The organism is Jannaschia seosinensis, assembly GCF_001408515.1.
Taxonomy (GTDB): domain Bacteria; phylum Pseudomonadota; class Alphaproteobacteria; order Rhodobacterales; family Rhodobacteraceae; genus Jannaschia; species Jannaschia seosinensis.
This window is the reverse complement of sequence record NZ_CYPR01000186.1, coordinates 1-11978: the sequence shown is the minus strand read 5'-3', so window position 1 is coordinate 11978 and position 11978 is coordinate 1. Positions and strand designations below refer to the sequence as shown.

Annotated in this window: 13 protein-coding genes and 1 pseudogene; 9 read left to right on the top strand and 5 right to left on the bottom strand. The window is 65.6% G+C overall.

The window, feature by feature from the left end; translation table 11 throughout:
- Nucleotides 1-410, bottom strand: a 410-nt coding sequence (locus JSE7799_RS14020; RefSeq protein WP_186201949.1) for a transposase, incomplete at its 3' end; no start/stop codon positions are given.
- A 14-nt stretch (nt 411-424) separates the two neighbouring features.
- Here JSE7799_RS14020 and JSE7799_RS22340 point away from each other — a divergent pair.
- From JSE7799_RS22340 to JSE7799_RS14010, 3 genes are all read left to right on the top strand, one after another.
- On the top strand, nt 425-877 hold the full coding sequence (locus tag JSE7799_RS22340) for an integrase core domain-containing protein (protein WP_083480601.1): 453 nt from the start codon (nt 425-427) through the stop codon (nt 875-877).
- A gap of 347 nt (nt 878-1224) precedes the next feature.
- Entirely contained in the window at nt 1225-2403 is a 1179-nt protein-coding gene (locus tag JSE7799_RS14015) for a glycerate kinase type-2 family protein (RefSeq protein ID WP_245624898.1), read from the top strand.
- A 48-nt stretch (nt 2404-2451) separates the two neighbouring features.
- Entirely contained in the window at nt 2452-2913 is a 462-nt protein-coding gene (locus JSE7799_RS14010; RefSeq protein ID WP_245624897.1) for a DUF1499 domain-containing protein, read from the top strand.
- 55 nt (nt 2914-2968) lie between these two features.
- Here the strand turns inward: JSE7799_RS14010 and JSE7799_RS14005 are convergent, their stop codons facing one another.
- Nucleotides 2969-4009, bottom strand: a complete 1041-nt coding sequence (locus tag JSE7799_RS14005; protein ID WP_055664170.1) for an aldo/keto reductase — start codon at nt 4007-4009, stop codon at nt 2969-2971.
- A gap of 47 nt (nt 4010-4056) precedes the next feature.
- A complete protein-coding gene (gene xth / locus JSE7799_RS14000) occupies nt 4057-4854 on the bottom strand; it encodes an exodeoxyribonuclease III (protein ID WP_055664169.1) in 798 nt (265 codons plus the stop codon).
- Between the two features lie 97 nt (nt 4855-4951).
- Here xth and JSE7799_RS13995 point away from each other — a divergent pair, with 97 nt between their 5' ends.
- Nucleotides 4952-6835 (top strand): alpha-amylase family glycosyl hydrolase, encoded by a 1884-nt coding sequence (locus JSE7799_RS13995; protein ID WP_055664168.1) that lies wholly within the window; start codon nt 4952-4954, stop codon nt 6833-6835.
- Between the two features lie 52 nt (nt 6836-6887).
- Here JSE7799_RS13995 and JSE7799_RS13990 read toward each other — a convergent pair whose 3' ends face one another.
- Together JSE7799_RS13990 and JSE7799_RS13985 are read right to left on the bottom strand one after the other, a co-directional pair.
- A complete protein-coding gene (locus JSE7799_RS13990; RefSeq protein WP_055664167.1) occupies nt 6888-7286 on the bottom strand; it encodes a hypothetical protein in 399 nt (132 codons plus the stop codon).
- Between the two features lie 19 nt (nt 7287-7305).
- Complete coding sequence (locus tag JSE7799_RS13985) at nt 7306-8508, bottom strand: pyridoxal phosphate-dependent aminotransferase (RefSeq protein ID WP_055664166.1); 1203 nt, start codon at nt 8506-8508, stop codon at nt 7306-7308.
- A gap of 77 nt (nt 8509-8585) precedes the next feature.
- Between JSE7799_RS13985 and JSE7799_RS13980 the strand changes: the two genes are divergently transcribed.
- The 5 genes and pseudogenes from JSE7799_RS13980 to JSE7799_RS13960 form a co-directional block, all read left to right on the top strand.
- A complete protein-coding gene (locus JSE7799_RS13980) occupies nt 8586-8975 on the top strand; it encodes a helix-turn-helix domain-containing protein (protein WP_055664165.1) in 390 nt (129 codons plus the stop codon).
- Nucleotides 8976-8991: 16 nt separating this feature from the next.
- Nucleotides 8992-9279 (top strand): succinate dehydrogenase assembly factor 2, encoded by a 288-nt coding sequence (locus JSE7799_RS13975; RefSeq protein WP_055664173.1) that lies wholly within the window; start codon nt 8992-8994, stop codon nt 9277-9279.
- 56 nt (nt 9280-9335) lie between these two features.
- Nucleotides 9336-9833: a MarR family winged helix-turn-helix transcriptional regulator gene (locus JSE7799_RS13970; RefSeq protein WP_055664164.1), complete on the top strand. Its 498-nt coding sequence runs from the start codon at nt 9336-9338 to the stop codon at nt 9831-9833.
- 189 nt (nt 9834-10022) lie between these two features.
- Entirely contained in the window at nt 10023-11354 is a 1332-nt protein-coding gene (gene tig, locus JSE7799_RS13965; RefSeq protein ID WP_055664163.1) for a trigger factor, read from the top strand.
- 264 nt (nt 11355-11618) lie between these two features.
- Nucleotides 11619-11978 (top strand): annotated as a pseudogene (locus JSE7799_RS13960) (IS21 family transposase); the annotation flags it as partial.

The window sequence follows — 11978 nt, the reverse complement described above, 5'->3', positions numbered from 1 at the left end:
CCGCAGAGCCGGCTGACCTGGCTCTTCGACATGCCGCCAGCGCCCATGGCCTTCACCAGGTCGTCCACCGAGCGCGTCGAGATGCCTTGCACGTAAGCCTCCTGGATCACAGCCACGAGTGCTTTTTCGGCTGTCCGACGCGGTTCAAGAAAGCTCGGCAAGTAGCTTCCCTTCCTCAGCTTCGGGATCTCCAGCGATATCCGTCCGGCGCGGGTGTCCCAGTCCCGCTCGCGGTATCCATTTCGCTGAACCTCACGCGACGGCGAACGCACGCCCTTTGCTACGCCAGTTCTGGTCTCAATCTCCGCTTCCATGATCCGCCTGGCCGCGAAAGCCAGCATCTCGCGCACGAGATCGCCATCGGCCTCCTTTTCAACCAGCTCAAGCAGCGCCATTCTGTCGTCGGTCATCGTCGTCTCCGTTCTTGGTTTCGAGTCTCGCAACCCGAACCTTCTCGAAGATCGACGGTGACCACCAGCGTCACACCCGGCCGCGCGCTACGCTACGCCAAGGGCTTCGCCCGCGGCCTCCTACACCAACCGCTGGGACACTATCGGTTCCGAGACGAGCTGTTGAACGAAACCTGTTCACGACGCTCGACGAGGCGCGGCAGAAGATCCAGGACTGGCAGCACGACTACAACCACCGCCGCCCGCATTCCGGCCTCGGGAACATCCCGCCGGTCGAGTTCATGGCAAAGAAGGGGCTGGAAATCCGTGCGGCGCAGCCCCAAAAATCAACCCGTGGATTCTCCGAATGGCCGGAGGAGAGTCGGGGTTCAGGTCACGGTCCGCAATGGGCTTTTGAGGTAACGACCCTTTTGAGAAAGTCTGCAAAGGCATTTGCGATTTCGGAAGCTGGACCTACAGCGCCGTAAGCTCGCCTGTACAACACGCCCGGCAAGGGGCTTGCTCTGACACCGGGCGCCCTATATGGTACGAACCTACTAATAGACGGAGAAGCTTTAATCAGTAGGCCTAATAGTTGAGTTTCGGCTATCCTACTGACTCGGCGCGACGGTGATTGAGGCAAGTTTTGTTGGTCTCTGAGCGGAGAGATCAATCTATCAGTAGGATTTATGCCCCCTACAATGGTTCGAGTCCCTTCGGTTCGAGTCCCTTCACCCGCACGACTCCTCAGAAGACGAAGCCGGTTGATCGCGCGCAGGACAAGCCCGGCGCGGCCGCACCGTATCCGGAAAAGGGACGGGTGATGCGTCAGGAATTGTTCGATATATTCATGGCGGGCGTGCGGCGTGCCGACCCGGAGCGGCTGGTTCGCGAGGCAGCGGCGGGGATCACCCGCCCCGATCAAGTCGTTGCGCTCGGCAAGGCGGGTCTCGGCATGGCGCGTGCGGCGCTGACGGCGTTTCCCGGCACGCCCTGTCTCGTCGTGACCAACACTGAAAACGCGGCCGCGCTTCATGGCGCGACGGTGATGGCGGGCGGCCATCCCGTTCCCGACGAGGGGTCGCTGCGTGCGGGTCGCGCGCTGGTCGCGGCGGTCTCCTCCGTCGGCGCAGGTGGGCGGATCCTGGCGCTGATCTCCGGCGGAGGGTCGGCTCTGGCGGTCGATCCGGTGCCGCCGGTCACTTTGGCGGACAAGGCGGCATTGTCGCGCCTGCTGCTCGGGGCGGGGTTCGACATCATGGAGATGAACCTTGTGCGGCAGAACCTATCCCGGCTGAAGGGGGGCGGCCTCGCACGCGCCGGCGCGCCCGCGGAGGTGGAGGCGCTGGTTCTGTCGGACGTGGTGGGTGACGAACTGGCGGTGATCGCGTCGGGGCCGACGGTGCCGCCCATGGGCACAAGGGCCGAGGCGCGGGTTCTGCTGGAGCGCCGCGATTTGTGGGAGCGGATACCGCAGACATGCCGCGATGTGCTTTGCCGGGAGGAGACGGCGCCGACGCCGCCCTGCCGCAACCGCATCATCGGCTCTAACCGTCTTTCGGCCGAGGCGATGCTGGTCGCCGCACCCGGCGCGACACTCGACCCGATTCCCCTGACTGGGGACGTTGCGGACGCGGCCGCGCGGATTGCGGCGGCGGCCCGGCCGGGGGTGATGCGGCTATGGGGCGGAGAGACGACCGTTGTGCTGCGCGGAACGGGCCGCGGCGGACGAAATCAGGAGCTTGCGCTGCGCGTGGCTCTGGCGCTTCGGGGGATGGAACGGCCTTGGGCGTTCCTGTCCGGTGGCACCGACGGTCGGGACGGACCCACCGACGCGGCCGGGGCGCTGGTCGATCAGGGGACGCTCGCGCGTATGACGGCGGCCGGGCTAGACCCCGAGGGAATGCTGGCGCGCAACGACAGCTATCCGGCGCTGGCGGCGTCGGGCGATCTGCTTCTCACCGGTGGAACCGGAACGAACGTCGCCGATCTGCAGGTGTTGCATGTCGGGTGACGGCGTTCGCGGGGTGACGGCGCGCCAATGCAGCGCTATGACCGGCGCATGATCCGTCGCATCGTTCTTACCGGCGCTCTCGGGCTGCTCGTCGCCGCCGCCGCAGGCGCCATCTATGTTCGGACGTCGCCGATGGACGCCGCCGCCTGGCATGTCGATCCCGAAACGGCGGCGCCTAAGGGCAGTCTGAACGAGTATCTGGTCGGAGCCGGCGGCGACCGGCCGCCCGTTGTGACGGATCTGCCCCCCGAGACCCTGCAAGCGCGGCTGGACGCGGCACTTCTGGCACAGCCCCGGACCGAGATTCTCGCCGCAACGCCGGAGACCGGACTTCGCACCTATGTCCAGCGGTCGCGCCTGATGGCCTATCCCGACGCGATCACGGCGAAGGTGACCCCCGAAGGCGCGGGGTCGCGACTTGTGATCTGGAGCCGGTCGCGCTTCGGCGTGTCCGACATGGGTGTGAATGCGGCGCGGGTGGAAAACCTGCTCACGACGCTGAACCTCTAGACGGGCGCATCCGCCGCCGAATGGCAGCGGATCACGCCGTCGGTTCACAGCCGGATCAATACGGCAGCGGATGCGCCTTGTTCGCGTCGTCGATCGCTGCAACCAATTCGTCCGACAGCGTCATGTTCTGCGCCGCCAGCCCGTGCTCAAGCTGCGCCGCCGTCGTCGCGCCCAGAATCGCGGAGCAGGCGAAGGGCCGCGTCTGAAGCCAGGCGAGCGCCATGTGCACCGGGTCGATCCCGTGATCCCGCGCGAGCTTGAGATAGCCCTCGGTCGCGGGCTCCACCCGTTCCGTCCAGCGCCCGCCGAGGCCCTCGTTGATCGATTTGCGCGACCCCTCGGGCACGTTCCCGCCCTGATATTTGCCCGTCAGGATCCCGGTCGCCAGCGGCGAGAAGGCAAGCATCGTCACCTGCTCGTAGGTCATCATCTCGGTCAGGTCGGTATCCGCCAGCCGGCAGAGCAGCGAATATTCGTTCTGGATCGAGACCGGCCGGGCTGGTCCGTCCTCCCCGTCCTCTGCGGTCGACAACGTGAGCCACTGGTCCATCCCCCAGGTGCTCTCGTTCGACAGCCCGAAGGCCCGGATCGTGCCGCGCGCGATTTCCTGTTCCAGCGCGCCGGTGCAATCGGCGAGATTCTGAAGTATCTCCTCGCGCTCGCCCTCCGGATGGTAGGTCCAGTGCTTGCGGAACTGGAAGGAGCCGCGGTTGGGCCAGTGGAACTGGTAGAGGTCGATCGTGTCCACCTGCAGCCGCTTGAGGCTGCCCTCGATGGCTTCGGGGATGGATTCGGCGGTGATCGGCGCGCCGTCGCGGGCATCGGATCCCGCGCCCGAATGTTTCGTCGCCACGCGGATGCGCCCCGGATTCGCGGCAAGCCAGCGGCCGGTAATCGCCTCGGTCAGGCCGATGGTTTCGGCGCGGACGGGATTGACCGGATACATTTCCGCCGTGTCGAGCCAGGTGACGCCGGCATCGCAGGCCATGGCAAGCTGTGCGTGGGCATCGGCCTCGTCTGTCTGAGTGCCCCAGGTCATCGTCCCGAGCATGATTTCGGAGATGGTGTCGTGGCGGCCGAGGGGGACGTGGCGCATGGAATCGCTCCGGATAATGGTTGTGCGGAAAGGGAAGGGCGGTCGTCTCAGATGTCGAGGTCGAGCCAGACGGGCACGTGGTCTGATGGCTTCTGGCGCGCGCGCATGTCGGACTGAATCGTGCAGTCGGTCATCCGGTCGGCGATCGCGGGCGAAAGCAGGAAATGGTCGATCCGTAGACCGTGATTCCGCTCGAACGCGCCGGCCTGATAGTCCCAGTAGGAGTAATGGCCCGGCTGGCCCGGATGCCGGGCGCGGAAGGCCTCGGTGAGCCCGAGGTTGAGCAGGCGCTGAAACGCCCGGCGGGTCGGCGGCAGGGCAAGCGCGTCCTCGGCCATCACCTGCGGCCGCGCCGCGTCCATGTCGGTGGGCAGGACGTTGTAATCCCCGGTCATCAGGAAGGGGATCTCCTGCGCCAGAAGCTCCCGCGCGCGGGCTTCAAGCCGCGCCATCCAGGCAAGCTTGTAGTCGTATTTCGGTCCGGGCGCCGGATTGCCGTTCGGCAGATACAGGCCGCAGATGCGCACCGCATCGCGCTCACCAATCACGGTGCCCTCGATATAGCGCGCCTGTTCGTCGTCCTCCTCGCCGCCGGGCAGCGGCGCCAGCCCCCGCGTCACGTCTTCGACGGGCCGCTTCGACAGGATGGCCACGCCGTTGAAGCCCTTCTGTCCGTGTGTATGCAGCTCGTATCCGGCATCCTCGGCGACCTCGCGGGGGAAGGTCTCGTCGGTGGACTTGATCTCCTGCAGGACGGCGACGTCGGGCGCATCCTCGCGCAGCCAGTCGGACACGATCCCGTAGCGGGCCTTGATACCATTGACGTTGAACGTCGCGATTTTCATGCGGTCCTCCCTGCGGCGCCGGTCTAGGGGAGGGGAACGGGCTTGTCACGGGGGCTGCGCGTGCTCGATTACAGGATCATCGAAGGGGAGGCGCGCAATGACGGCACGCGGCAAGAACGGATTGACGCCGGAGGCAACGTTCGACCTGCGCTGGCGGCGCGGGAAGCGCGATCTCGTCGGCCCGGTCAGCCGGCTCTACGGGCTTCAGGGCGGAACGGAGGCATTTCTCGAACGGCTCCACGCGCTCCTCGCACGGCATTGGCGGGCGCGGCCGGAGGATCTGCGCGACCTCGACCTGGAGCGCGACCTGCACCCCGACTGGTTCCTGTCGGAAGACATGGTCGGCTATGTCTTCTACGTGGATCGCTTCGCCGGCACCTTGCGCGATCTGCCGGAGCGGATCGGCTACCTGCGCGAGCTCGGCGTGACCTATGCCCATCTCATGCCGCTTCTGCTGCCGCGGCCGGGCGAATCCGATGGCGGCTATGCGGTGAAGGATTATCGCCGGATCGACCCGCGTCTCGGCGACATGGATGACTTCCGCGCCGCCACGACGGCCCTGCGCGCGGCGGGGATCAGCCCCTGTATCGACATGGTCCTCAACCACACCGCCAAGGAGCATGAATGGGCGCAGAAGGCGCGGTCGGGCGATCCCTTCTATCAAGCCTTCTACCGAATGTTCGACGACGATGCCGTGCCCAAGGCCTATGAGGAGACGCTGCTGGAGGTATTTCCCGACCAGGCGCCGGGCAACTTCACCTGGTATCAGGATATGGGGAAACGGGTCTGGACGACCTTCAACGAGTATCAATGGGATCTGAATTGGGAGAACCCGGAGGTCTTCCTCGCCGTGCTCGACAACATCCTGTTCCTGGCCGGGCAGGGGGTCGAGGTGTTCCGCCTCGACGCGGTGGCCTTCATGTGGAAGCGGATCGGCACGACCTGCCAGAACCTGCCCGAGGTGCACGACATCCTGCAGGCGCTGACGCAGGCGACCCGGATCGCCGCGCCGGGCGTCATCCACAAGGCCGAGGCGATCGTGGGACCGGCCGATCTCGTCCCCTATCTCGGCGTCGAGACGCATCAGGGCCGCGAGAGCCAGCTCGCCTACCACAACAACCTGATGGTGCAGTTCTGGTCGGCACTGGCCGCGCGGGACACGCGGCTGATGACCCATGTGCTGCGGGAGCATTTTCCCGAGAGTTTCCGGAGGGCCTGCTTCGCGCCCTATATCCGCTGCCATGACGATATCGGATGGGCCATCACCGATGAGGACGCGGCCCATGTGCCCGATATCACCGCGCCCGGCCATCGTGCTTTTCTGGCCGATTTCTACGCGGGCCGGTTTCCGGGCAGTTTCGCGAGGGGCGCGGATTTTCAGGTGAACGAGGAGACGGGGGACCGGCGCACCAATGGCAGTTTCGCCTCGCTCGCCGGTCTCGAGGCCGCGATGGAGGCGGGCGATGCCGATGCGGTCGATCTGGCGGTGGGGCGGATCCTGCTGGGCCACGCGCTGATCGCGTCCTATGGCGGGGTGCCGCTGCTTTACATGGGCGACGAATTGGGCCTTGCGAACGACATGAGCTATCTGTCCGATCCCGTTCTGGCCGATGACGGACGGTGGATGCAGCGGCCGCGCATGGATTGGGACAAGGCGGCCGACGCGGCGCGGACTGACGCGCCCCATGGCCACATCTGGCGCGGAACGCGGCATCTTCTGGCCGTGCGCAAGGCCACGCCGCAGCTTGCCTCCGACATTCCGACGCGCGTGATCGATGCCGGGGATGCGGGCGTCTTCGCATATCAGCGGTTGGGCGACGACCGCGTGGTGACATGTCTGTGCAACTTTACCGAACGGCGCGCCTGGGCCGATGTGCCGGTGCCGGAGGGGGCGCGCGACCTCCTGACGGAGGCCGCGCCGGTCGTCGAGGATGGCCGCGTCCGGCTGGAGCCGTATGCGGCGATCTGGTTGCGCGCCTAGCGTCGGGCGGGGGGCGTTTCCGCGCCCGATGGGCCGGGGCCCGGCGCGGCGACTAGCCCCGCGCCACCCGGTCCGCCCGCTTGCGCACGAGAACCGTCCGCAGGTCGTGCATCGCCAGCAGCAGCTGGTCGGTTACCGCCTCGAGCTGCTCTTCGGTAGCGCGTGCCTGCGCCCAATGCGCCGTCAGGTTGAGGTGGTCGATGGCGCGCAGGATGTCGTCCATGTCGCGTTGCGCAAGCTGGCTCTGCCGCGCTTCCATCCACGCGGCAATGGCCGCCTCGTCCTCGGGCAACAATGCCCGGTCGCCGTGGGGCTTCACCTGACCGTTGTTGATGTTGATCGCCGCGATCTGGTCGAGCTCCAGCCGACGCTGGCGGTTCTCGGCATCGACGCGAAACACGAGTGCGCCGTTTTCCTTGACGCGGAAGTAGTAGGGCGGAAGACTTTTCACCGCAGGTCCATCCGGGCCGTCACGAGAGCGCTTCGCAGAACCGCCTGATCCGGCTGCATGCTTCGGCCAGGCTGTCGTCCGAGGTCGCGTAGCTGACGCGGAAATGGGGCGACAAGCCGAAGGCCGAACCGAACACGACCGCGACGCCCTCTTCATCGAGTAGCGCCGTGGCGAACGCCTCGTCGTCGTCGATCCGCGCGCCGCCCACGGTGACCTTGCCGATGCAGCCGGCGATGGACGGATAAACGTAGAACGCACCCTCGGGGACCGGACAAATGATCCCGGGGCAATCGTTAAGTCCCGCCACCACCAGATCGCGGCGGCGCCGGAAGGCCGCGTTGTTCGAGCCGATGAAGTCCTGCGGCCCGTTCAGTGCCTCGACCGCCGCCCATTGCGAGATCGAGCAGGGGTTGGAGGTCGACTGCGACTGCACCTTTCGCATCGCCGCGATCAGCTCCTCCGGCCCGCCGGCATAGCCGATCCGCCAGCCGGTCATGGAATAAGCCTTCGAGACGCCGTTCACCGTCAGAGTCCGGTCCTTCAGGCGCGGCTCGACCTGTGCGGGGGTGACGAAGGTAAAGCCGTCGAAGACGAGATGTTCGTACATGTCGTCGGTCAGCACCCAGACATGCGGATGCCGCAACAGCACGTCGGTCAGGCCGCGCAGCTCCTCCTCCGTATAACCCGCGCCGGTTGGGTTCGAGGGAGAGTTGAAGATGAACCACTTGGTCCGGTCGGTGATTGCCGCCTCCAGCGCCTCCGGGCTCAGCTTGAAGCCGGTCTCGATGCCGGCCTCGGCGACGACCGGCACGCCCCCCGCCAGCAGCACCATGTCCGGATAGCTGACCCAGTAGGGTGCGGGGATCACCACCTCGTCGCTCGGGTTCAGCGTCGCGACGAAGGCGTTGTAGAGGACCTGCTTGCCGCCCGTGCCGACGCTGATCTGGGCGGGGGTGTAGTCCAGACCGTTGTCGCGCAGGAACTTGTCGCGGATCGCCTGCTTGAGTTCGGGGATGCCGTCGACGGCGGTATATTTCGTCTTGCCCTCGGCGATGGCCCGCGTCGCGGCGTCCTTGATGTTCTGCGGCGTGTCGAAATCCGGCTCTCCTGCGCCGAGGCCGATTACATCGCGGCCGGCGGCCTTCAGTTCCCGCGCCTTGTTCGTCACCGCGATCGTCGGGGAGGGCTTTACGCGCGCGAGCATGTCGGACAGGAACGCCATTGGGTCGGTCTCCGGGCTGGCAACGGGGTTCCGTCCGTCCTAGGCTCCGCGCAAGCCGCAATCAAGGAGCCCGAGCAATGGATGACGCCCCCGAGGCCAATGCCGATTGGTTCGATCCCGCCACGACCACATTCGGTGACCGTCTGACCGGCGCGCGTGAAGCGGCCGGACTGGATGTCGAGGAGCTTGCCCGCCGCATGGGCGTGAAACCCCGCACCATCCGCGCCTGGGAGGAGGATCGCGCCGAACCGCGCGCGAACCGCGTCTCCATGCTGGCGGGGATGACGAACGTTTCCCTGGTCTGGCTGATGACCGGCACGGGACAGGGGCCGGCTCTTGCGCAATCGCAGGACTCGCTCGGTGACCTCGTGCAGGAGGTCGAGAAGCTGCGCCGCGACAGCGCCCGGATGACGGAACGGCTTCACCGGCTGGAAGTCCGCCTGCGGGCCCGGATGCGGGGCGCCTGACATGGGAGAGCCGCAGATGGACGAGCCGCGTGAAACACGGATCAAGCGCATGCGCATCCGCGCCTGGCGCCGTGGGATCAAGGAGATGGACCTGATCCTCGGCGGCTATGCCGATGACCGGCTCGCCACGCTGGACGACGATGGCCTCGCGCTGTTCGAGGCGGTGATGGGCGAGAACGATCACGACCTCTTCGCCTGGGTCACGGGAAATGCCCAGCCGCCCGCGCGCTACGCCCCCCTGATGGCGGAGCTTTCGCAACGTGCTGCGGGGGCGGCAAAAGGTAGCGAGTTTAACGAAATCTAAGGAACTTCCGAAGCATATCTGCATCCGAGACATATCGAGAGAGCAGGACGCGCCGGATGAGCCGACTAGAGAAGTTCCAACCCCGCAAGCAGCCCGACTTCATGTCTGGCTATCTCGACGCGCTGACCTTGGTGGAGCGTCTTCATCGCCTCTTGCTGGACGTCATCAAGGATGAGTTCGAGCGTCTGGGCCTGATCGAGATCAACGCCGTGCAGGGGCTACTTCTCTTCAATATCGCCGGCAACGAAGTGACCGCCGGCGAACTCAAGAGTCGCGGTTATTACCAAGGCTCGAACGTCAGCTACAATCTCAAGAAGCTGGTGGATATGGAGTACATGCACCATCAGCGCTGCGAGATCGATCGTCGCGCCGTCCGCGTTCGCCTCACCGAAAAGGGGCGCAAGGTTCACGATGTCGTCGAGGCGCTGTTCCTCGGCCATGCCGACGGCATCCGCCATACCGGCGTCCTCTCCGATGCGGGCCTCGTCGAGATCGTCGGCACCCTGAAGCGGGTGGAGCGCTACTGGTCGGACCAGATACGCTACATTTACTGATCCCACGATAGTCCGGGCGCATCGCTGGCGCGTCGCGCCCGGACTATCGCCTTGCGCACGGCACCCCTCGCACATAGAGAGCAGGCGATTTCAACCCAGCCCTCCGGGGCGCGGGGCTTTCGTGCGTTTGGCGGCGCTGTGTCGCAGCGCGAGAGCTGCCCGGGACGACCGACAAACAAGGATGGATCCATGCAGGTGAGCGAGACCCTGAACGAAGGACTCAAGCGCGGCTATCAGATCACGGTGCCGGCAGGTGACATCGACGCGAAGGTGAATGCCAAGCTGGTCGAGGCGCAGCCCGAAGTCGAGCTCAAGGGCTTCCGCAAGGGCAAGGTCCCGATGGCGATGCTCAAGAAGCAGTTCGGCCGCCAGATCATGGGCGAGGTCATCCAGGAATCGATCGACGGTGCGGTCCAGGAGCATTTCCAGGAATCCGGCGATCGTCCGGCGATGCAGCCCAAGATCGAGATGATCAATCAGGAGAACTGGTCGGACGGTGACGACATCGTCGTGGCGCTGACCTATGAGGCGCTGCCCGACGTGCCCGACGTCGATTTCGGCGGCGTCAAGATCGAGAAGCTGACCGTCGAGCCCGCCGAGGCCGATGTCGACGAAGCGCTCGAGGGGCTGTCCAAGAACGCGCAGACCTTCGAGCCCAAAGAAGACGGCGTGGCCGAGAACGGCGATCAGGTCGTTATCGACTTCGTCGGCAAGGTCGACGGCGAGGCCTTCGAGGGCGGCGCGGCGGAGGACTACCCCCTCGTGCTCGGATCGAAATCCTTCATTCCGGGCTTCGAAGAACAGCTCGTCGGCACGAAAGAGGGCGAGGAGAAGGCCGTCGAGGTCAACTTCCCCGAAGAGTATCAGGCCGCGCATCTGGCCGGAAAGACGGCCGTCTTCGATTGCACCGTCAAGGAAGTGAAGAAGCCGGCCGAAGCCAAGATCGACGACGAGATGGCCAAATCCTTCGGCGTCGAAAGCCTCGAGGCGCTCAAGACGCAGATCAAGGAGCGGCTTTCGGCGGAATATGCCGGTGCGGCGCGTCAGGTGGTGAAGCGTCAGCTTCTCGACCAGCTCGACAGCCTGGTGACGTTCGACCTGCCTCCTGCGCTCGTGGAAGCGGAAGCCAACCAGATCGCCCACCAGCTCTGGCACGAGGAAAACCCCGACGTTCAGGGCCATGACCACCCGACGATCGAGCCGACCGAGGAGCATCGCAATCTCGCGGCGCGCCGGGTCCGTCTCGGCCTCCTGCTCGCGGAGCTTGGCCAGAAGGAAGGCGTCGAGGTCACCGATGCCGAGATGACGCAGGCGATTATGACTCAAGCCCGTCAATATCCGGGGCAGGAGCGGGAATTCTTCGAGTTCATTCAGAAGAATGCCCAAGCCCAGCAGCAGCTTCGCGCGCCGCTCTTCGAGGACAAGGTGATTGATCTTGTCCTGGATCGGGCCGAGGTGACGGAGAAGCCCGTCTCCAAAGCTGAACTGCAGGCGGAAGTCGAGAAGCTCGAAGAAGCCTGAGCCTTACGACGTAGGTTTGAACGGGCGCCTTTCGGCGCCCGTTTGCGTTTCGGTGTGGCGCATTGTTCGGACTTTGCCCGGTTTCCGGTCTGCCTTCCGGCGCTGCTCACGTTGGAGCGCGTTCAACCGACAGACGTCCACCCGCCTGAGAACGGCGGTGCAAAAGTCTGCCACGGTAGCGGCGGGATGAGCCTGCTGCGGGCGGCGTAAAAGTCGTCCACCTTTACCCTCTCTGGCGGCAGGGAGGGCGGGAGGATTTTCACCGTGGACTTGTATCGTAAGGTGCGATTGGCCTGTGCGGAGGGCATGAGCCAGCGGGCGGCGGCGCATCACTTCGGGATTTCGCGCGACAGCGTTCAGAAGATGTTGGCGTTCTCGATTCCTCCAGGATACCGGCGAACGGCGCCCGTGAAGCGGCCGAAGCTGGACGGGCTCACCGGGATCATCGACGGCTGGCTGGATGGCGATCGCGAGGTCCATCGCAAGCAGCGGCACACGGCGAAGCGGTTGTTCGAACGGCTCCGCGATGAGCATGGTTTCACCGGCGGCTATACGATCGTGAAGGACTACATGCGGGAGCGCGAGCGGCGCGGCCGAGAGATGTTCGTGCCGCTGGCGCATCCG

Coding starts and splice junctions, on each gene's coding strand:
- JSE7799_RS14010 (WP_245624897.1), top strand. CDS start 2,452: ATGATCCGTCGCATCGTTCTTACCGGCGCTCTCGGGCTGCTCGTCGCC.
- JSE7799_RS14005 (WP_055664170.1), bottom strand. CDS start 4,009: ATGCGCCACGTCCCCCTCGGCCGCCACGACACCATCTCCGAAATCATG.
- xth (WP_055664169.1), bottom strand. CDS start 4,854: ATGAAAATCGCGACGTTCAACGTCAATGGTATCAAGGCCCGCTACGGG.
- JSE7799_RS13995 (WP_055664168.1), top strand. CDS start 4,952: ATGACGGCACGCGGCAAGAACGGATTGACGCCGGAGGCAACGTTCGAC.
- JSE7799_RS13985 (WP_055664166.1), bottom strand. CDS start 8,508: ATGGCGTTCCTGTCCGACATGCTCGCGCGCGTAAAGCCCTCCCCGACG.
- JSE7799_RS13980 (WP_055664165.1), top strand. CDS start 8,586: ATGGATGACGCCCCCGAGGCCAATGCCGATTGGTTCGATCCCGCCACG.
- JSE7799_RS13975 (WP_055664173.1), top strand. CDS start 8,992: ATGGACGAGCCGCGTGAAACACGGATCAAGCGCATGCGCATCCGCGCC.
- JSE7799_RS13970 (WP_055664164.1), top strand. CDS start 9,336: ATGAGCCGACTAGAGAAGTTCCAACCCCGCAAGCAGCCCGACTTCATG.
- tig (WP_055664163.1), top strand. CDS start 10,023: ATGCAGGTGAGCGAGACCCTGAACGAAGGACTCAAGCGCGGCTATCAG.